Source organism: Xenorhabdus doucetiae (assembly GCF_000968195.1).
Taxonomy (GTDB): domain Bacteria; phylum Pseudomonadota; class Gammaproteobacteria; order Enterobacterales; family Enterobacteriaceae; genus Xenorhabdus; species Xenorhabdus doucetiae.
The window spans coordinates 2,704,035-2,726,348 of record NZ_FO704550.1; the positions used below are offsets into that span (position 1 = coordinate 2,704,035).

Consider the following 22,314-nt stretch of genomic DNA (forward strand, 5'->3'; position numbering starts at 1 on the left):
AATTTGTGGTATAATTTAAGCCTTTGAATTCGGAGTATGAGGGACAGTGGCTCCATGAGCGACATTGCCAGAGAAATCACACCGGTCAATATCGAAGAAGAGCTGAAAAGCTCGTATCTGGATTATGCGATGTCCGTTATTGTTGGACGCGCACTGCCGGATGTTCGGGACGGACTGAAGCCAGTACACCGCCGCGTGCTTTTCGCGATGAATGTATTGGGAAATGATTGGAATAAACCTTATAAGAAATCTGCCCGCGTTGTTGGGGATGTTATCGGTAAATACCATCCACATGGTGACAACGCTGTTTATGACACGATTGTTCGTCTGGCACAAACATTCTCCTTGCGCTATATGCTGGTTGACGGTCAGGGGAACTTTGGGTCAGTAGATGGCGATTCTGCGGCAGCGATGCGTTACACCGAAGTGCGCATGGCAAAAATTGCCCATGAATTGCTGGCAGACTTGGAAAAAGAAACTGTCGACTTTGTGCCCAACTACGATGGCACAGAGCAAATCCCTGAGGTCATGCCAACCCGTATCCCTAATCTACTGGTGAATGGTTCATCAGGGATTGCAGTCGGTATGGCAACCAACATCCCACCCCATAACTTATCTGAGGTGATCGACGGCTGCCTGGCCTATATTGATGATGAAAACATCAGTATTGAAGGCCTGATGGAACATATCCCCGGCCCGGACTTCCCGACAGCGGCTATTATCAACGGGCGCCGTGGCATTCAGGAAGCCTACCGCACAGGTCGCGGTAAGATTTACATCCGCGCCCGCGCAGAAATTGAAACTGATGAGAAAAATGGCCGCGAAACCATTATCGTCAATGAAATCCCTTATCAGGTCAATAAAGCCCGACTGATCGAAAAAATGGCTGAACTGGTCAAAGATAAGCGCATTGAAGGGATCAGTGCACTGCGTGACGAATCCGATAAAGATGGAATGCGCATCGTTATCGAAGTAAAACGTGATGCCGTTGCTGAAGTTGTCCTGAATAACCTGTATTCACTGACTCAATTACAGGTTTCATTTGGCATCAACATGGTTGCCCTGCATCAGGGACAGCCTAAGTTACTCAATCTGAAAGATATTCTTTCAGCGTTTGTTTGCCACCGCCGTGAAGTCGTTACCCGCCGGACAATTTTTGAACTGCGTAAAGCTCGCGACCGTGCCCACATCCTTGAAGCATTAGCTGTTGCTCTGGTGAACATCGATCCGGTTATCGAATTGATCCGCCGTGCTTCCACGCCTGCTGAAGCGAAAACCAGTTTGATTTCTCAAGCCTGGCAGTTAGGCAATGTTGCCTCTATGCTGGAACAAGCGGGTGACGATGCTGCCCGTCCTGAATGGCTGGAGCCACAGTACGGTATCCATGACGGTAAATATTACCTGACCGAACAGCAAGCACAGGCTATTTTGGATCTGCGTCTGCAAAAACTAACCGGGCTTGAGCATGAAAAACTGCTTGATGAGTATCGTGAGCTGCTGAAAGCTATCGCTGAACTCCTGTTCATTTTGGAAAGCCCGGAACGCTTGATGGAAGTCATTCGTGAAGAACTGCTGGTTATCAAAGAGCAGTATAACGATGCCCGCCGGACTGAACTGACTGAGAATTCCGCCGATATCAATATTGAAGACCTGATTAATCAGGAAGATGTGGTGGTTACGCTGTCCCATCAGGGGTATGTCAAATATCAGCCACTGTCCGATTATGAAGCTCAGCGTCGTGGCGGCAAAGGCAAATCAGCCGCACGTACCAAAGAAGAAGATTTCATTGAGCGTTTGCTGGTGGCCAATACCCACGACACCATCCTCTGCTTCTCAAATAAAGGCAAGCTATACTGGATGAAAGTATATCAATTGCCGGAAGCGAGCCGTGGTGCCCGCGGTCGCCCAATTGTCAACCTTCTGCCATTGGATCAGAGCGAACGTATTACCGCCATTTTACCTGTGCGTGAATATGAAGATGGGCTGAATATCTTCATGGCAACCGCAAGCGGGATTGTGAAAAAGACTAAACTCAGTGAATTCAGTCGTCCACGCAGTGCCGGTATCATTGCCGTGAACCTGAATGAAGGGGATGAGTTAATCGGCGTTGACCTGACTGATGGCAGCAATGAAGTTATGCTGTTCTCTGCACAAGGTAAAGTCGTTCGTTTCCTCGAAGAAGAGGAAGAAACGCTGGAAGATGGCACTATTCGCGTAAAAGGTGTACGTGCAATGGGCCGCACTGCAACTGGGGTTCGTGGTATCAAACTCAGTGAAGGCGATAAAGTGGTTTCCTTGATCATTCCTCGCGGGGAAGGAGAAATCCTGACCGTTACTGAAAATGGTTATGGTAAGCGTACTGCCGAAAGCGAATATCCGACAAAATCCCGCGCGACCCAAGGGGTTATTTCCATCAAAGTCAGCGAACGTAATGGCAATGTGATCGGCGCCATTCAGGTAGAACCGACTGACCAAATCATGATGATTACTAACGCAGGAACATTGGTACGAACCCGCGTTTCTGAGGTCAGTGTTGTTGGCCGTAATACGCAAGGTGTCACCTTGATCCGCACAGCCGAAAACGAAAAAGTGGTTGGCTTACAGCGCGTAGCTGAACCAGATGATGATGAAGAAGAAGGTGAAACAGAATATAGTCAGTCAGAAGATTAAGTATAATCAACTTATCTTATTTTGATATCTCTGTATAAATAACAACCAATGAAGCAGGCATTTAAATGCCTGCTTTTTTTGTTCCATTTTTTGACGAAGAATTAGCCAGAAGCAAATGCTGCTTTGTATTCCCTGCTACACTAGTATATGCTGTAAACAGTTATTATTAATCATATATTTCATCAGGCGATCTTTTGAGATATCTATCTTCTTTTCGGACGTCATTAAAGATATCACGTTATCTTTTTCGGGTGCTTGGTTTTATGCTATGGGCGCTCGGAGCCTTATTAACCAGTTTTTACCTGTCCAATCTTTTTAATGCACTCAAATCAGATATTCGTCAAGAATATAATACCAACTATGATATAGCTTTTTCTCATATACGACATATCGCCAATATCCTGCGAGATTTTCAATTCATGACGGAAAAGCATTTATCACAGGATAATGATAAAAAACAAACAATCGTACCACATAATAACGACATTCTTTCATACATTCCCCTGAATGAGGATTCCGATTGTGAACTATTACGTAAAACGACAAATAATAAATTATATTCATTAGATCAATTGATTGCATTTTGGAGAGACAATATTGCTGCTATACGCAGTGTAAATCAGGCTTTTTTCATTGGCGTACAAAGCAAATGTATGGTGAACTTTTTTCCTCATCACAACATCGTAGAGCCTGAAGCCCTAAAAAAAATGATCGACGAGAACACCCGTAGGTTGATCAGCATGAGAAAGCAAAACAATGAACGGACTCTGTTCTGGATACAACCTAATCCAAAAGCGGATGGCGGTAATCTTTATGTTTTTTCACCCATTTATATTAATGGGCACATGACTGGGATCATAGGTATCGAAAAAACTATCAGGCTGGACTCTTTTTTGCAAAGAAGGGATCGGCCTATCACAATCATGATGCTAAACGAATCAAGCCAGCCCGAATTACAGTATTCGATACAAACTAATAGTAAACCCCTCGTTATCAATCTCAACTCGCAACCAATGTATTTTGGTTACGATGAAAACTTTACCAGTTTGGTATTAATGCGGAATTTGTCACCCTCTTCATTACGCATTATCTATTCGATACCGCTAAAACATATTTACGATGAACTGAAAGTCAGTGCAATTAATGGTATTGTCTTGAATATTATTTCCGCGATTGCGATTATCTTTTTTGTTTGGTTGTTTGAACGTAAAATGTTTTCTCCAGCAGAAGAGAACGCTATCCGTCTTGAAGAACATGAACAATTTAACCATAAAATTGTCGCCTCTGCCCCTGTGGGGATCAGTATTTTAAGAATCAGTGATGGTGTTAACATTCTGAGTAATGAGCTAGCACATAATTACATTCGAATGTTGACGTATGAAGATCAAAAACGCATTGTCGATATTATTTGTGATAAAACCAGCAGCTATATTGATGTCGTCACCAGCAACAATAATCACCTGCAAATTAGTTTCGTACACTCACGTTATCGTAATGAAGAAGTTGCCATTTGTGTACTGATCGATGTCAGCACCAGGGTAAAAATGGAAAAATCATTGCAGGAAATGGCATCGGCAGCAGAACAAGCCAACCAGGCAAAATCGATGTTCCTTGCCACAGTCAGCCATGAATTAAGAACACCGCTATATGGCATTATTGGTAATCTAGAGCTGATACAATCTCATATATTACCCGCAGAATCGACACGTTTGCTGGCAACAATGAATAATTCGTCATTGCTATTGCTGAAAATCATCAGTGATATTCTTGATTTCTCAAAGATAGAATCCAAGCAATTGAAAATCGATCCCAAGGATTTCAGTTGCAAAGAAATACTATCGCATGTGATTTCAAACTACCTTCCTTTGGTTGCCAAAAAAGGTTTGGGCTTATACTGTTATATTGCACCCAATGTTCCCGATATTATCCGTAATGACCCTGTCAGGCTACAACAAATCATCTCTAATTTACTGAATAATGCGATCAAATTCACGGCATCCGGTTGCGTTGTTATTGAAGTCAGTTCAAGGCATGGTTATCTGTATATTAGCATTAAAGATACCGGGCTTGGGATCGACGATAAATTACAATTTCAATTATTTGAACCCTTTTTCCAAATCAGTGCCAACAAAGAAAGCGCCTCACAAGGTACAGGATTGGGGCTGGCTATTTGTGAAAAACTGATCAATTTAATGGACGGTGATATCGAATTCGTCTCACAAAAATATGTTGGCAGTATCTTCTCTATTCGCCTTCCTTTATATGGCGAAAAATATCATGCCAAACCGTTATCCAACCAGCGGATGCAAAAGAAAATTTTGTTAGATATTTGCAATGATTTTATGGAAAAATATTTACACCATTTTCTTACACAACATTATTTCCAAGTCGCTCTCTATAACGAAAACAAAATAGAGGGTACGGAAATAATTATTAGCGACAAAGCTAATAAAGCCAATATTTCTGGATATTGCTTTATAGAAATATCAGAAAGACATATTGGCCCGCCAAAACAAATTCGAGAAAATTATTGGTTATATAACACTTATGAACTGGGTGAGCTGGATAGTATGCTGGATAACCTCCTGACCGAGCAAACTTTCTTTCTGCCAGCCATTTCTGTATCGACAGCCCCTATTGCAACAAACACAATACAAGCTGATATTCGCCTAAACACAGTTAAGGTATTGGTTGTTGATGACCATCCAATTAATCAGAATTTGTTAGCCGACCAATTAAATTCAATCGGGTTCAATACCTCAGTGGCTAATGATGGTATTGATGCCATTGAATATTTAAAGAACAATCCAACAGATATTATTTTAACAGATGTCAATATGCCAAATATGGATGGATATGAACTGACTCAATATTTGAGGGACAAAGGTTATACCAAACCCATTATCGGTATTACCGCCAATGCCTTGGCAGAAGAAAAACAACGTTGTGCTAATGTGGGAATGAATGACTGCCTATCAAAACCGGTATCACTGGCCGTATTAAAAGAAACATTAATCAAATACAGTGATATTTAAGCCAGTATATTCGTCGTACTTCAAGATGAATTTATTATCTCCCCGCGTCGCGGGGAGATAATAAACGGCTTTCGTCTTAATACATGGGTTATTTACCAATATTGTTATCGATAGTGACAGAAGATAAATAGTTAAGTAATGCGATATCGTTATCGACGCCCAGCTTTAACATCGCTGATTTCTTCTGGCTACTAATCGTTTTAATACTACGATTGAGTTTTTTGGCAATATCAGTAACAAGCATGCCTTCAGCAAATAAACGCAGGACTTCGCTCTCTTTAGGCGATAAACGCTTATCTCCATAACCATTGGCAGTGACTTTTTCAAGTAACTTAGAAACACTTTCAGGCGTAAATTGTTTTCCCTTCTGCAACGCAGCAAGCGCTTTAGGTAAATCGGTTGGTGCTCCTTGCTTTAACACGATTCCCTCAATATCAAGCTCCAGTATGGCGCTTAAAATAGCCGGATTATTGTTCATTGTAAGAACAATGACAGCTAAAGTTGGATAATGACGTTTAATATATTTTATCAGGGTGATGCCATCACCATATTTATCCCCAGGCATTGACAAATCCGTTATGAGAACATCTGCTTCTATATGTGGCAAACTATTAATGAGCGTAGTTGAATTTTCAAACTCACCGACCACATTAATCCACTCAATTTGTTCAAGTGATTTACGGATGCCAAACAAAACAATGGGATGGTCATCGGCAATAATGACATTAAGGTTATTCATATTATTGGTTACCTTGCTGCAACAGCTTTGTGACAAAGGAATCAATGAGGCTGATGCTATTTTTAATTTCTACTTCATTATTGTCTGCTATGTGTTTTTCCAACGCCTCACATGATGACCTAAGAAATTTTAAATCTAACATAGCAAACGCACCCTTAAGGCGGTGTACCGTTTGCGAAAGTGATATCAAATCATGTCGTTCTACATCAGTATACAGTCTAGTAATATCCATAGGTACTGTCTCTATAAACAATTGTCTGTAATCACTGCCTGCTAACTGAGTTTGATAACTTTTGAGAATATTGCAAATATGGCTATCAATACTCTCAGATAAATCAACATCTTTAACGCGATCACATGCTGCTTTAGAGATTGCAGGATTTTCTCCGGATTCGCCTAAACTAAAATTTTCTTCGATTAGAAACGATATTGCATTGATAATATCATCAACAAGATTGTAATTGCACTGAACCAATCCCGGTTTCAACTGCTTAAATCCTGCTAAGCTCCCCACTAATAATATAGTCGGTTTTACCTCTTTGTACTGTTGTTCCTCTTTGTACAGCCTGTCCGTAAGTATAATATCGTACTCTTCTGTAATGCTCTCTTTCCTTTTATCTAAGTATGCTGCACCGTAATGATTGAGATAAGTATGAATGATTTTGCTGATCTCAGGGTTATTAATATCAATTAAAGCCGCGATCCCTTCCAAAAGCTGAGCAGTTTCACTATTTTCATCATCATGCTGCGACAGTGGCAGATTGATAACATAATGTGTTCCCAACCCCAACTTACTCTTAATATCAAGGCTTCCTCCCATTCTTTTGCACAACTGATTACATAAATAAAAAGTCATGCCAGAATTGGTAGAATGCTTATCTTCTACTGATTTGTGCAGGAAAGGGGAATTTAAACTGGTGAGCTCTCTCTCACTTAAACCAGCTCCGCTATCCATCAACTCAATCTGAATATGATTATCATGTTTACCTGAACTATTAACAATTAATGATATTTTACCATAGCTAGTCGTCGTTATTGCATAATTAAATAACAATGTGACAATTTTACTTAATGCTACACCATCTCCAATAAATAAAGATTCACGGGAAATATTAAAATGATAATAAACTCTCAGATCTTTAGAATTCAATATCGGAAAATAAGCTTTCAGAATATCTTCCAACCGTGAAGATAGAGAAAACATTTCATTTTCCGGCTGCCAATCACCTAATTCTAACTCATTGAGTAATGAAATGTTTTCAATCCATTCGGTGATATATTCCGATTTAGCTAGTAATTTATCCAATAACTTTCGCTCATTTTCATCTTGTGATAATGGCTTCAATTGGTTGGCAATATCATTAATATTATTAATAGGATATTTTATTTCATTGTTAATATTTGAAAGCATAGAGCGCCTGACCTGAATGCTTTTATCATATTCTCGATGAGCAAATTGTAATCGTTTATTTGCCATGACTTCCTGATCTTTGTCTTGCAATAAAAATAGATAAGTTTCTGGCAATAAGCTATTGTTATACATTTTTACTTCATAAATCGCCTCATCAATGGATGTCTGAATTACACCATGATGTTGCTGCGCCATCGTCATAACTTTATTCAAATCCAGATGAGGTATCAACTGCTCTGCAATTTTATTACTTATCACTATCTGATTTGAGTCAAAATCATAGACCACGATTCCAATCGGAATATTGGAGATAATGTCATTGTTTAGAGCATCCTTAATTTTAAGTTCATGGTCCATAGACGCATTTGGTGCAATATATCGCCTGCGGATATAAAATAATCCGCTCAGAGAAAACAGAAAGAAGAGCAATATTGAAAGCAAAAGCCAGACATTCCTGAACAACAAATCTACAATCAATGTCTTCAGGGAGATCTGATAAACCAATTTATACGGCATGATATCAAGAGGCTGAGAAAATTCTAGCCAAAAGTCGTTCAATGAAACCTCAACTTTATCGGAAATCTCCAGTTCGTGTGAGTTAGTCGCAATCAAATGGAAGTTTGCGGGTGACATATCAACCGGTAAAAGGTTATTAATAGGCAAATCAAAAGCAATGATGGTGGTTAATTGCCCTGCTGCATTAAATGCGGCTTTATAGGTATAGAAATAAATATTTTCATCGCGTAAGACATTGATGGGAGAAATGCTCTCTTTTACCTCCAATGCCGAGGATTGATCCAACATTTCAGTACGTCTGGTTTCGGGGGTCAGGGTCAGATAGCTCTCTTTAAACCTGATTTCTGGTTTTAGGATCGGATGAGTTGTGATCAATAATAAATTATTATCCTGCCCATTGAGATAGTACATAGACAAGTATTTATTATGCGATCCCCAGAGAATATTCAGATAGCCAGACAGGCGTTGAGCAAGCTGAATACTCGAATTGTTATATTGACCAAAAATAATTGCATCAACGGACTGATAGCGATTTTCCAGCCAATAGACATCGGGACGCAATTTAAACACGGGTATATTCTCCTGAGAGGAGATTGGCAGAGTATTTGACTGCTCAAAGATATGATTTGCATGGTAACGATAATCTTTAATCTGCAATCTCATCTGATCTGTTACACTACTGATAGCATATTTTTTCTCCATCAGCCAAATATCAAAATAGTTATACCCGAATAAAAATAGAGACGTAAAAAGCAAAGTAACAAATAACGCGTAAAAACGAGGAATGGCGGATGGCTTGATAGGTGGTTGTTTATACATTCTTTGGATGATTGCCTTTAGTATGAATATATTTTGGTCAATGCAACATCAAGGCGTCAATAAATAAGCCTGTGTACTGCACTTAATATTAGCAGGTTAGCGAATAAAAAGGCCATTACAGATCGAAGATTGAGCAAACAGTAAAAAAACACGATTTTTTTTCTTTAAGGGCTAGACACATCAAAACGATATAGGCATAATCTCGCGCCATGGAAGGATGGCCGAGCGGTCGAAGGCAGCGGTCTTGAAAACCGCCGATGGGAAACCATCCTAGAGTTCGAATCTCTATCCTTCCGCCAAATTTCGCCGGCTTAGCTCAGTTGGTAGAGCAACTGACTTGTAATCAGTAGGTCACCAGTTCGACTCCGGTAGCCGGCACCATATAAGAACCCGTTATTTCCCGTAACCATTCGGTGAGATAGCGGGTTTTTACTTTATGTATCTGACAAAATCTCCCACGCATATTCCCCCTCCCCAAGCTACAACGTTATTTGACACACTAATAAATTATGTTACTCAACAAAACAGTTTCTGATTATTTTTTAACTTAATATGCTTCTATTTTCTGCTTGTTTCTGCTCGTTCGGGCATCTCCCCATTACTAATGGAAACTTATTGGGTTCAGTTGGGTCACCTTAGCAGAGTGTAATTATTTATTTACATCATATGTACCATAGATTTGACAGACATAAATCGATCATTTAACCTGCTTGTCTTATAACACTTTCTCAACATATTCAGACATGAGGATCGCGTGAAAAATCGCACTATTGGCAGTATTTTTATCGTTGCCGGAACAACGATTGGGGCAGGGATGTTAGCCATGCCATTAGCAACGGCAGGTGTGGGATTTGGGACGACATTTGTTATGCTGGTCACCCTGTGGGCTTTGATGAGCTATACCGCACTCCTGCTGGTGGAAGTGTATCAACATAATAAGTTTGATTCTGGATTAGGCACCATTGCGAAACGTTACCTTGGATTTGGCGGGCAGGTGTTGACGGGCTTCAGTATGCTTTTCCTCATGTATGCCCTGACAACGGCTTATATTAGTGGTGCTGGGGAGTTGCTGGCAACCTCCCTCTCTTCTTGGTTGGATCAACCCATTTCTGTCTCTGTCGGGATCAGCGTTTTTACCCTTATTGCCGGCGGGGTAGTCTGTATTGGCACCCAATCCGTTGATTTAATTAATCGCTTGCTGTTTACCGCTAAAATCGTTTTTCTGGTGATTGTACTCGGCGTCATGGTGATGCATGTTGATAAAATCAACTTGATCTCCCTGCCGATTGAGCAAGGGTTAGTGCTCTCAGCCATCCCGGTGATTTTTACGTCATTCGGCTTTCACGGAAGTGTCCCCAGTATTGTTGCTTATATGGGAGGAGATACCAACAAGCTACGGAAAATCTTTGTTATCGGTAGTGCTATTCCACTGTTTGCTTACATTCTGTGGCAATTGGTGACGCTTGGGGCGATTTCTTCAAATACATTTGTCGGTATTCTTGCCCAACAATCTGGCCTGAATGGGTTATTGCAGGCGGTCAGGGAAGTCGTTGCTTCACCTAAAGTCGAGTTTGCCGTTCATCTGTTTGCCGATCTTGCGCTAGCCACCTCATTCCTCGGTGTGGCTTTAGGGTTATTTGATTACCTTGCTGACCTTTTTAAACGCCGCAATAATGCCAAAGGGCGTCTGCAAACAGGGTTAATGACGTTTGTTCCCCCCTTATTGTGTGCACTGTATTACCCTAATTTTGTTATGGCATTAACCTTTGCAGCAGTTGCGCTCTCCATTCTTGCGCTGTTATTGCCTTGCCTGCTGGTTTGGCGTAGCCGTGAGGAAAATAAGGGAGGTTATCGTGTCAAAGGGGGTAAGCCCGCATTAGTCTTCGTTTTCCTGTGCGGGCTTGCCGTTATTGCCATTCAATTTGGCATTGTGGCAGGCATACTGCCAAGCGTGGGATAATTTTTACCCTATCGAAGGTTATTCGCATCCATCATGCGGATAACCTTGAGACATCATTGTCGTTTAATTAAAAGCTCACACCTGCGCCGATGTAAAAACCATCGGAAACCTTATTACTGCGGTGACCATGACTGCCTCGTATGTCAATCACACGGTAACCCACATCGACACTCAGGGGTTTGAAAAGCGTATAACGCGCTCCTCCTGTCGCCTCCGTATAAGAATCCATTCCTGACGTTAAGCCTGATGGTGAACCGTAGGCTTCACCGTACAGAGATAAAGAAGAGGTCACGGCCCAGCTCAGGCCAGCACCAACCGCCAACGCTGCGCCATCTTTCCCCTCTTTGGGAGATAAATAAAGCCCTTTTGTGCCAACGTTTACTGTCAATGGCCCCAATGGCAGGCCAAAGCCTAAACCTAAACTACTAAGCTGGCCATTGTGATCACTCCGGGTCCAATTCCCCGTCAGCGACAGGCCGGCATCTTTATCACCAATCCCCACGGAGGTACTTGTGTTGTGCTTGCCTACTTGTGCATCTATGGAGAGCGCATTTGCTGAACCCGTTATAAAGAGTAATCCTGCGGCACCAATAGCAATAAAGCCTTTCATCATCTTGTCCTGTTAATTAGTCAATGCCCATATAGACCGACACATTGTACTTTAATCAACGTGACGACATAGATGCCGAAGGAAAGGAAACGTTTAGATTTATAAAGATATGTAAATATCGTGACTATTCATTATGATGACTATTTATCTGAATCACTTATTTCCACCACCCACTGCTTAACCTGCCGGCGCGAAACCTTTATTCCCCCATTTTTCAGTTGTGCAGGTAACAAATAGCAGGCGACAGGCCGCTGGAAAACAGCGACTTTATCTGCAAGCCAGGCAAGCAGTGTTTCTGTCAGCGCAGGATATTGCGTTTCAATCACGGCGATGGGTCGATAACCGAATTCAATATCAGGAATGGGCACCACAAAACTCTGTTCAATTTGCGGATGTTGGTTAATGATCCGCTCAATATCTTCTGGCTGGATACCCTCCCCGCCACTGAAAAATTGGTTGTCGAGGCGCCCTAAGATCCGCCATTCGCCCTGTTCGAACACGCCTCGATCCCGCGTTGAAAACCAGCCCTCATGATCTACCAATGGCTTCAATTCCCCGTTAAACCAATAACCACTCGCAATACTGTCAGCGCGGATCTGAATTTCCTCATCCACTAAGCGCAAGGATTTGCCGGGCAGCGGATGACCCACACCCGGCAAGCCATCCGCCCGTTTTACGCAAACCGTTGATGCCGTTTCTGTCAACCCATAGCCACACCAACAACGAATCCCCAATGCCTCAGCGCGTTGGGTCAATGATGCCGGGATCATGGCACCGCCCAACAGCACTTCTTTTAACGTCAATGGATATTGACGGGGTTGTTCCAACAAACGCCAGAGTTGAGTTGGGACAAGTGAGGCGTGAGTACAACCGGATAGCGCGCGATCCAGTGGATGTAAGTCCCGCAGCACCAAGGTTGCTCCTGTTTGCAGCCAGCGCCAAAGTATCCCTTGACCTGAAACATGAAACAAAGGCAGGGACAGCAGCCAGCTATCATCAGGCCGGAAATCCAGACGGGAAAGAACGCCTTGTGCACTGGCAAGATGGGCGCCAATGGAATGTACTGCCGCTTTGGGCAGCCCGGAAGAACCGGAAGTCAGGATTAGGCTGGCAGGACGTCCGCTTTCCCATAATGCCAATGAATGGTTTTTTACCACCAGCGGATGTTTTTCTGGAAACTTTTGTTGCCAGTCAAGTGCCTTAACTTGAATAACAGACGACGGTGAATCGGTAAAATCCACCCCGTAGTCCATATTAAGCTGCGGCAATAGCTCCAGCAGGAGTCGGTCAGGTAATTGCGGATTAAGGAGCAACGCCCTTGCGCCACATCGCAGCACAGCGAGATAACACAGCAGAAGTTCCGCACTGTTCTTACCTCTGAGGATCACGCCGCTACTTTCCACTACGCCTTGTTGCTGGAAATGAGTCGCAAGGATATTGATTCTTTGCGTTAACTGACTCCAATTTAGTGGCTCATCATCTAACTGAATGGCTGGTTTCTGCGGCAAAACCGCAGCCCAATGCTGCCACGGCCATTGAGTCCATGCTGTTTCTGTCCGTTCTGTTGTGAGGGATTCCATTACCGACATTCATGACTCCATGCCACTGACAACTTATCCAGCGTGACACACGGCATGTCACTATTTGTTAGCCAACAACCCGGCCAACAGCGGATGAGTTGTGACTGGATAAGATCCAACGTATCCAAGCCCGGGAGTGAGTGCGGTGTGAGCCATTGCGCTAGCCGGGCCAATTGTGTCAAACCAAAGCTGCTTTCAATGCTGGAGCTAATCACCGCCTCCAGCCCCAATTGATGAGCCTTGGTAATTAACCGACGACAGCGGTCAATACTGCCGATCAATGTCGGTTTAATGATGATGGCAGACACACCCTCTTGGGCTTGTGGCGTAAAACCGGCTTCACGTACACTTTCATCCCACGCAATAGCGATCCCCGTCTCACGGGCGAATGCCAGAGATTCTGCTTGGGTTTTGCAAGGCTCTTCAATAAAAGCGATTCGGTGCCGATAAGCCGGATTAACATATTTAGCGAAACCTGCGGCTTTGGTGCGCGTCCAACTGCGGTTAGCATCCAAGCGCAGTTGGAGATCAGACACCGCTTCAAGCATCACATTCACCACCATACCATCGCGGACAGCTTCATACAGCCCGACTTTGACTTTAGCTATCTTCTGGCCTGCCATATTGCCCAAACGCAGGATCACCTCATCGGGATCGCCCGTGCATAATGGCGCCTTGCGATAATCGGCTTTCTCAGGCAATTCTCCATGTAATTCAGCCAGTGCACAACTTAGGCCAAATGCCACAGAAGGCAGACCGCTCTCTTCCGGCTGCGCGCCCAAACACCATTGTTGCAGCCATGCCACCGCCGAGACCTGAGCTTGTTCAAGCGTTTCATGGCTAAATTCGGGCAACGGGGAAATTTCCCCCCACCCCTCCCGCACATTTCCCTGCAAATTTTCCTGTAAATGCACTAAAAACCCGTCACGGGTTTTCAGGCGTTGATAGCGCAAGATAATACCTGCCTCCATGGGCAGGCTGAATCGGTATAAAGTCGCTTTACGCATCATGATGGGTTACGGGTTACGTTTGAATTGACTGAAATCAGGCTGGCGCTTTTCGTTGAACGCATTGCGGCCTTCCTGCCCTTCTTCGGTCATATAGAACAGCATGGTGGCATTCCCCGCCAATTCCTGCAATCCCGCCTGACCGTCACAATCTGCGTTCAGTGCCGCTTTCAGGCAACGCAAGGCCATTGGGCTGTTTTCCAGCATTTCACGACACCAGCGTACCGTTTCTTTTTCCAATTCGGCATAAGGCACAACTGTGTTCACCAAGCCCATATCCAAGGCTTCTTCAGCAGAGTATTGGCGGCACAGGAACCAAATTTCACGCGCTTTTTTCTGCCCGACGATCCGCGCCATATACGATGCTCCCCAGCCGCCATCAAAAGAGCCGACTCTGGGGCCGGTTTGGCCGAAAATAGCGTTATCCGCCGCGATGGTTAAATCGCACATCAAATGCAGGACATGCCCGCCACCGATGGCATACCCCGCCACCATAGCAACGACCGGTTTTGGACACGTGCGGATCTGCCGCTGAAAATCCAGTACATTCAGGTGATGGACGCCGCTGTCATCCTGATAACCCCCATAATCGCCCCGGATTTTTTGGTCACCGCCGGCACAAAATGCTTTTTCACCCATGCCGGTCAGAATAATCGCACCAACAGTTTCGTCATAACGGGCATCAGCCAGCGCCTGAATCAGCTCTTTCACCGTCAGGGGGCGGAACGCATTACGGACCTGCGGGCGATTAATCGTAATTCTGGCAATACCGTCGGCGGATTTATGGTAGAGAATATCTTTAAACGCTTGGGAATAATCTTGCCATTCAATCGGGGCATACAACTTTTCTTCGCTTGGGTAACGCATTAGTCGGTTTCCTTAACCAAAAAGTGATAAAAAATGGTTCACTGCACGCGAAAAAGCGACAGAATTACCATAGTGAGCATTATGTCCAACTTGAGGAATGGTGTTTAATGGCAGTGTATATTGCTGCGCTATCTGCTGGAATTTGCGATCATTTTCTCCACATAGATAGGAGAAGGGAATGGATAGTTGCTGTAAAGCAGGAACCAGCCAAGGTTGGTGGCCTAAAGAGGTGTTTTCCAGCATATCCGCAATATGATTGCCGCTGTTTTGGCTGCGCAGGCGAATAAGTTGCTCACGCTGCGCTGCCGTCAAATCCGCAAATATCGGTTGTTGATACCAATCGGCCAAGACTGATCTCATCGGTTCGCGACGAAAACGCTGCGCCCAATGCTGATCATGCTGTAATCGTCGGTGACGCTCATGGCGGGAAAACAACCCCGGATTGCCCCCTTCCACCAGCAACCCCTGCAAGCCATGCGGTTTGCCACAGGTCGCGTGGTACATGGCAATCCGGCCGCCCAATGAGTAGCCAATCAACCAATAATCCTTGATGTGGTAGTCGGACAGCGTTGCATTCAACAACGCACTCATCTCCGCAAAGCCGCCGGTTAAGTTCACATCGACGGAATGACCGTGCCCCGGTAAATCAACCACCAATGAAGGATATTGATGACACGCCGCCACCGCAGGCAACCAGTCAGCCCCACTTCCCAATAACCCATGTAACCAAACCAGCCATCTCCCTTGATGATGGGAGTGAAACGCTTGACAGTGTAGTTTCACAGCGCCGCCACCTGTTTCAGTAATTGTTGCAGGCAGACCGCACCTTCATTGCCTGCCACATTTAACTCAATCAAAGTGGTCTGTTTACGCTGCCATGCCCGTTGGACGCACTGTTTTAATTCCGGCCAACTTTGTGGTGCCGCATAGTTCAGGCCGAACATGGCAGCCGCATGATCAAAATTGACATGTTGTGGCATGCAGTAAAAACGCTGGCGTTCTTCCGCCGGCGTGGGCAGCAAGGAAAAAATCTGCCCGCCGTTATTATTCACTACGATCAATAACATGGGATGAGAAGGATGGCGTAATAACGCTAGACTGTTCAGATCATAAAGGGCGGAAATATCCCCGATAATTGCCAGCGTCGGTTTATCGGTGGCCCGCTGGACACCGGCGGCAGTGGCGATTAAGCCATCGATGCCACTGGCACCCCGATTGCTGTAAACCGGATAACCCGCCGGAAGCTGCCCCAAGGCATCAACCAGACGCACAATCAAGCTATTGCCGACAAACAACTGCCCCTGCTCCGGCAATAAGTGATGCAATTGATGTGCAACCGCCGCCTCGCTGAATTTTCCTGCCAACCCGGTTTCAACACAGTGAAACGCGCTGTTTGACCATGCCTGCAATTCCTCTGCCCAAGGCGCTTGTGAACAGGCGGGATGCTCCCGTAACCAGTCAGCTACAGGGCAAGTAAATTTACGGCCTCTGTGGTTTGCCGGATCAAGCCGGCCGGCAATGGGATCAACAATCCAATACTGCTCAGGCTGGCATGTGGCCTGCCATTGCAACAGCCGCTTGCTGGTCAGGCTGGCACCAAATTGGATCACCAATTGCGCTTGCGCCAAAATATCCTGGGGGCGGGCGTGATTCAGCCATAGATCGGCATGCGGCAAAGGCTGCCCCGTTTGAGACAGCACATCACCCATCAGCGGCCAGCCCATCGTTTTTGCCCATTGAGCAACAGATTGCCCCTCTTCAGCACGCATTCTCCCCGCCAGAACAACGCCCTGTTTTTTCTGCCAGATATCCCAGTCAAGCGCCTTGCTGGTGATCGGTATTTCTGGCTGAACCAGCCACGGTTCATCCCCTTGCCACCACTCGCCCAATGCGTGCAACCAATCTTGATGCGCTGTCAACTCATTGCCGTACAACGGTTCCGCAAACGGGCAATTAACATGCAGGGCACCTTGTTTCAGGTTTGACATTGCATTATCGATGGAGGAAACCAGCCAACTGGCCGGAATATCGGTGGTTGGCCGGGGCAGCGCTAAAGTTTGCCTGGGATGGGAAGCAAAAATACCGGTCTGACGAATGGCTTGATTCGCACCACAATCCATTAATTCGGGCGGCCGATCTGCGGTGAGAAACACCAATCGCTCTCCCGTTAATCCCGCTTCAATCAAAGCAGGATACACATTGGCAACGGCGGTTCCCGACGTCACAATCACCGCAACAGGCTCTTTGCCCGCTTTTGCCAATCCCAACGCCAAATAGCCCAATCCACGTTCATCAAAATGGGTATGACAGATAAGCTTCGGGTTTTCTGCGGCAGCCAATGTCAAGGGGGTCGAACGAGAGCCGGGAGCAATACAGATATGACGCAATCCGTGACGGGTTAATGCTTCCAATAAAAGTTCCGCCCAACGGCGGTTAAGTGCGCTGTTTGACATATCATGCTCAAAACATTTCTTAAAAAATGACGCCAAAGGATAAGCGATAATGATATAAGACATTGTTAATATTAATGCGTGGAAAAACAATTTCCTTATCTTAGTTCAAGGAATTGTCATTTATTCATCAATCATACTGGTCAATAAGGTGCGCAATCCGGCGGCTTTATTTTCTATTTCCAGCCACTCCTGTGCTGGATCAGAGCCGGCAACAATGCCCGCGCCGGCGTACAACGCCAACACCTTGTCGTGAATACAGGCGCAGCGCAGCGAAACGGCAAACTCGCTCTGCTCCAGACCTAAATACCCCGCAGAGCCGGCATACCAATCACGCTTGAAAGGCTCATGGTTTGCCAAAAATTGCCGTGCCGCTTCACGGGGCAAACCGGCAACCGCCGCCGTTGGCTGTAAACGACGCAGGCAATCACTATCACAAACGTGATTCAATACGCCACGAATAGGCCGGCGCAAATGCTGAACTTTTCTCAAGCGGATCACATCGGGCGGGGCAACATCGACCGAAACGACGCCGCCTCGTAAACGCTGACAGATATCGTCAACCACAATAAGATTCTCATGCTGGTTTTTTTCATCTTCCAGCAACCACTGCCCTAATTCAGCCGCTTGCTGATCATCTTCGGCATTTGCCACGGTTCCGGCCAGCGCTTCCGTATAAAATTGTAACTGATTGCGGTAGTAAAGCCGCTCAGGGGTCGAAGCCAGAAAAGCGTGCTCGGCACTGAACGCCAGCATAAAATGATAACAACCATGATTCACGCTACGGCTGGCGGCCATCAATTGTGCCGTGTGCAAGGGCGAATTTAGCGTCAATTCCGTTTTCCGGGCGATGACCACCTTTTCTATTTTGTTTTGGCTGATGGCATTGAGGGCATGTTCCAACAAACGATGCCATTGAGCACTTTCAGGCGTATGCTTTGCCTTCAAGATGGCCGTTTGTAGCGGCAAAAGAGGCTGGCCTGGAAGCAGTTGTTTGAGGAACTGGCGGGCATTTTCGAGATCGGCTTGGCCATCCACATGGATATATAAACGATTTTCCCCCCGATGGCGGCGCAATTCTAACCTCGGCAGAAACAGATAACTTTCGCCACCAATGATATTTTCATGCTGGGAAGGGGTAAAATTCACCTTATCCCAGGCATTCAACCCCCATAAACGCATTTGGGCGAATTGATGAGGCTGCCGCAGAAATGCCTCTGCGTCAGTCACCTTGCTAAACAGGCGAATTTGCCCACAAGCCACCACTTCTTCATCGCCATCTCTGTGTTGCCAATAAAATTGTGGATAATGAGACTGGGCAGACAACCATTCCAACCAATGGGCGCCACTGTCAACCGGTAAGACGAAAGAGAATGATTGAATCCCCGTTTCGCTGACGTTTTCGGTATTAAGCAACTCGCAGATATCAGCGATAATGTTGGTTATTTGGTTCACATCTCTCCCCATTAACGATATCTATTAACAACATGATAAAAAACAGAATTATACGAACCACCAAGAATTATGAAAGCACTTATTATTTATGAGGTTTTTTTAGTCATTTTGTCAGTCACTGCGTTATGGGTAGTGATTTGAAATCAATTGGTTTTATATCATCTGTTTTTATAACATCCATTATATATTAACAACAAAAACAGCATTTAATTTCGAAATATAGTCACAGCACGATAAATAAACCACATTTTTACACTGAAAAAATCAGTTAATTTAATCTCACTAATTTATTTCAAATAAAAATATTTACACTCAGCTTAAATATTTTTCATTGAAACCAGCCATAGCACTATATTTTATCTTCACAACCATTTAACCCCATAAGAAACCCATTGTAATGAATTGATTTTAAAGCAATAAAATAAATAACACAGCAATAATGTAATTAATTGAAATTATCATATATAAATATAATCACAATGAAAAATAAAATAATTGTAATTATTTTTAAAAATTTTTCCATTGATATAAATTCACACAGTACGTATTATTCTGCCTCTTCAAAAATGAAGACTGTAAAAATCCATCTTAATCTAAATTAAATTCAATTCCGTCTGGTCCTGCTATTTGTAAAACCAATAGGCAGTATAAAAAGGGGATAGTGTGTCATATCTTTATTTCCGTCCGATGGGCTTTCATAGATATCGGTATAAACTGTTATCGTTATTTATTTCACTAAGTTGTCTAATAACAACAGAATCTGCTCAGGCAGATTACGATGTATTAATTCAACAAGCCAGAAAGGGTAATTCCACCCCCATGCTCGAATATATTCGTCAGGAAGAAAAACAACATCGTCTTTCTTCCTCGCAAATTGCGGATTGGTTGCAAGTGGCGAGCTGGGCTGGATATGACGATGAAGTCATCTCTCTCTGGCAACGCTATCGCACAATGTCCATACCCGCCAGAGGGATCTCAGCAGTTGCCCGTGCTTATCGCAACCAACGTCAATGGCCGCAGGCCATCCAGATGTGGCGCACCGCCCTGACTTTGGATAAGCAGAACAGTGACAGCAAAACCGGCCTTATCATGACGCTCGCCGATGCCAAACAAGACAAAGAGGCACGCCGTTTGGCAAAAGATTTATTGGCTCGCCAACCCAACGCTGCTAATTACCGTTTGATGGCTTATGTTGATCAGGCGGCCGGCCGGATATGGCATGCCATGCAAATGCTTTCTATCGCACATGATCGGTTTCCCGATGATAAAGCCGTCACGCAAGATTACCTGTTCAGCCTCAAGAACAACCGGGTCAATGGCCCTGCCTGGCGTCTGGGGCAACAACACTCAACACAATTAACCGCCGGGCAACTGCGCAGGCTGGAAGCCGATGCCGCAGCAGAACTGGTTCGCCTGTCCATGATGCCGAATCAGAGTGAAAAAGAGCGGTTTGACATCGCTGACCGGGCGCTTGCACGCTACGAGCAGATGCTTAACCAATGGCACAACGTGCCTGATGCACAACAAGATTACCAGCGGGCACGCATTGACCGGCTCGGTGCCCTGCTTTCCCGCCATCGGATGCCAGACGTGATTGATGAATATCTCGTCTTGCAACAACAAGCCGCACAGAAAAAAGGCGTATCTGTTCCCGAATATGCCCAGAAATGGGCCGCCGCAGCCTACCTGAATCTGCGCCAGCCGGAAAAAGCCCGGGATATTCTGCGATCCTTAAATTATTCTCATGAAAACCTCTCGGCGCTGGGGAGAACATCACAATCCAACATCCCGCTTGAGGATGATATCGTCCTGTTCTATGCAGAAGTAGAGAGTGAGCATCTGGATACCGCCCGACAGTTGGCTGGCAATATCAAGCAGCGTAGCCCCTATATGCTCAATGTCTTTGGGTCGCCCGTTCGTGTTCCCAATGATGACTGGCTACAAGGAGAGCAGTTTTTAGCGGAATCAGCACAATTACGGCAAGATTTTCCCGCAGCAGAAAAACGCTTTACTCATTTAGCCCGCACCGCGCCCGGCAATCAGAAATTGCGGACTGATCTGGCGGCTATCTGGCTGGATCGGGGCTGGCCGCGCCGCGCTGAGAGTGAATTAAAGCAGATTGAAGGACTCGCTCCGCGTAATCTGGCGTTGGAAGTCCAGCAAGGCTATACCGCCCTTGCCCTGCAAGAGTGGCAGCAGATGGATTTGCTGGCCGATGATGTGATGACCCGCGCCCCCGAAGATATGCTCGCTAAACGTTTTAACCGCCTGCGCAATGTGCATCATATGTCAGAACTGCGTATTCAGGCCAATCAAGGCATTAATTCAGATAATCCACAAAGCGGCAAACACAATTCAAATATTGACGCGGTACTTTATAGCCCTCCCCTTGACGATAATTGGCGCTTATTTGCCGGCGGGGCATACCATCGCAGCCAATTTTCCGAAGGCCGGGGCTTGAACCGTGATTTACGCGGCGGTGTGGAGTGGCGTTCGCGGGATGTTTGGCTGGAAGGTGAGGTTTCTGCGCGTCATTATCGTCATGGCAGCAAAATGGGCGTGCGAATTGCAGCTTGGTATGACGTCAATGACCAGTGGCGTCTGGGCGGCTCCGCGGAACGCCTTGCCCGTCGTACTCCCCTGCACGCATTAAGCCATAATATCCATGCTAATGGCGGGGAAATTGTTGCGCGCTGGCGACTCAGCGAACGCAGTCAATGGACTGCGCGTTTTGCCCCTTCGTTCTTCTCGGATGGCAATCATCGTTTTGAATACGGCATTGACGGCCTGCAACGCCTGTATACCGCGCCTTATCTCAAACTGGATGCGAAGCTGGAGCTGGGTACGGCGCACAATACCCAGCAAAATACACCCTATTTCAATCCCAAAAGTGACTTTACCTTGCTGCCTGAACTGGAAGCAGACCACATCCTATATCGACATTACCAGACGGTCTGGAGCCAGCAATTTGCAGCGGGCATTGGGCAATATTGGCAGCAAGAGTACGGCAGTGGCCTTATCACCCTGGTGGGATACGGCCAGCGCATCACGTGGAACGATGTCCTTGATGCCGGGGTAAGGCTCACGCTGGATAAACGGCCTTACGACGGTAAACGAGAAAATAATCTGCAAGCGGCTTTTGATTTAATCTATCGGTTCTAAAGGATTTTTTATGACACATAACCTTTTTCGTCA

Annotated in this window: 13 protein-coding genes and 2 tRNA genes; 6 read left to right on the forward strand and 9 right to left on the reverse strand. The window is 45.2% G+C overall.

Annotated features, from left to right (window positions below; genetic code table 11):
- The first annotated feature begins 54 nt into the window (after positions 1-54).
- Together gyrA and rcsC are read left to right on the forward strand one after the other, a co-directional pair.
- The gene (gyrA, locus tag XDD1_RS11795) at positions 55-2,670 is read left to right on the forward strand and encodes a DNA topoisomerase (ATP-hydrolyzing) subunit A (protein WP_045971393.1); all 2,616 of its coding nucleotides are present in this window, start codon (positions 55-57) and stop codon (positions 2,668-2,670) included.
- A gap of 251 nt (positions 2,671-2,921) precedes the next feature.
- A complete protein-coding gene (gene rcsC, locus XDD1_RS11800; RefSeq protein ID WP_231854398.1) occupies positions 2,922-5,705 on the forward strand; it encodes a two-component system sensor histidine kinase RcsC in 2,784 nt (927 codons plus the stop codon).
- Positions 5,706-5,793: 88 nt separating this feature from the next.
- On the opposite strand, the gene rcsB is transcribed toward rcsC, so the two are convergent.
- Positions 5,794-6,444, reverse strand: a complete 651-nt coding sequence (gene rcsB, locus XDD1_RS11805; protein WP_045971397.1) for a response regulator transcription factor RcsB — start codon at positions 6,442-6,444, stop codon at positions 5,794-5,796.
- Between the two features lies 1 nt (position 6,445).
- Entirely contained in the window at positions 6,446-9,190 is a 2,745-nt protein-coding gene (gene rcsD, locus XDD1_RS11810; protein WP_045971399.1) for a phosphotransferase RcsD, read from the reverse strand.
- A 211-nt stretch (positions 9,191-9,401) separates the two neighbouring features.
- Between rcsD and XDD1_RS11815 the strand changes: the two genes are divergently transcribed.
- The 3 genes from XDD1_RS11815 (at position 9,402) to tyrP (ending at position 11,150) form a co-directional block, all read left to right on the forward strand.
- Positions 9,402-9,489 (forward strand) — tRNA-Ser (locus XDD1_RS11815).
- Between the two features lie 6 nt (positions 9,490-9,495).
- Positions 9,496-9,571, forward strand: a tRNA-Thr gene (locus XDD1_RS11820).
- 373 nt (positions 9,572-9,944) lie between these two features.
- Positions 9,945-11,150, forward strand: a complete 1,206-nt coding sequence (tyrP, locus tag XDD1_RS11825; protein ID WP_045971400.1) for a tyrosine transporter TyrP — start codon at positions 9,945-9,947, stop codon at positions 11,148-11,150.
- A 67-nt stretch (positions 11,151-11,217) separates the two neighbouring features.
- Here the strand turns inward: tyrP and XDD1_RS11830 are convergent, their stop codons facing one another.
- From XDD1_RS11830 to menF, 7 genes are all read right to left on the reverse strand, one after another.
- Entirely contained in the window at positions 11,218-11,760 is a 543-nt protein-coding gene (locus XDD1_RS11830; protein WP_045971402.1) for a YfaZ family outer membrane protein, read from the reverse strand.
- Positions 11,761-11,900: 140 nt separating this feature from the next.
- Positions 11,901-13,349 (reverse strand): o-succinylbenzoate--CoA ligase, encoded by a 1,449-nt coding sequence (menE, locus tag XDD1_RS11835; RefSeq protein WP_231854399.1) that lies wholly within the window; start codon positions 13,347-13,349, stop codon positions 11,901-11,903.
- Complete coding sequence (menC, locus tag XDD1_RS11840; RefSeq protein WP_045973537.1) at positions 13,340-14,347, reverse strand: o-succinylbenzoate synthase; 1,008 nt, start codon at positions 14,345-14,347, stop codon at positions 13,340-13,342. Before menC ends, menE begins: the two co-directional genes overlap by 10 nt.
- A 9-nt stretch (positions 14,348-14,356) precedes the next feature.
- On the reverse strand, positions 14,357-15,214 hold the full coding sequence (menB, locus tag XDD1_RS11845) for a 1,4-dihydroxy-2-naphthoyl-CoA synthase (protein ID WP_045971406.1): 858 nt from the start codon (positions 15,212-15,214) through the stop codon (positions 14,357-14,359).
- A 12-nt stretch (positions 15,215-15,226) separates the two neighbouring features.
- On the reverse strand, positions 15,227-15,997 hold the full coding sequence (gene menH / locus XDD1_RS11850) for a 2-succinyl-6-hydroxy-2,4-cyclohexadiene-1-carboxylate synthase (RefSeq protein ID WP_045971408.1): 771 nt from the start codon (positions 15,995-15,997) through the stop codon (positions 15,227-15,229).
- Positions 15,994-17,667 carry a 2-succinyl-5-enolpyruvyl-6-hydroxy-3-cyclohexene-1-carboxylic-acid synthase gene (menD, locus tag XDD1_RS11855; RefSeq protein ID WP_045973539.1) on the reverse strand — a complete coding sequence of 558 codons (1,674 nt, stop codon included), beginning with the start codon at positions 17,665-17,667 and terminating at the stop codon, positions 15,994-15,996. Before menD ends, menH begins: the two co-directional genes overlap by 4 nt.
- 120 nt (positions 17,668-17,787) lie before the next feature.
- Positions 17,788-19,119: an isochorismate synthase MenF gene (menF, locus tag XDD1_RS11860; RefSeq protein WP_052705695.1), complete on the reverse strand. Its 1,332-nt coding sequence runs from the start codon at positions 19,117-19,119 to the stop codon at positions 17,788-17,790.
- A gap of 687 nt (positions 19,120-19,806) precedes the next feature.
- Between menF and pgaA the strand changes: the two genes are divergently transcribed.
- Positions 19,807-22,281, forward strand: coding sequence for a poly-beta-1,6 N-acetyl-D-glucosamine export porin PgaA (gene pgaA / locus XDD1_RS11865; protein WP_071827273.1), 2,475 nt, complete (start codon positions 19,807-19,809; stop codon positions 22,279-22,281).
- Positions 22,282-22,314 lie beyond the last annotated feature (33 nt).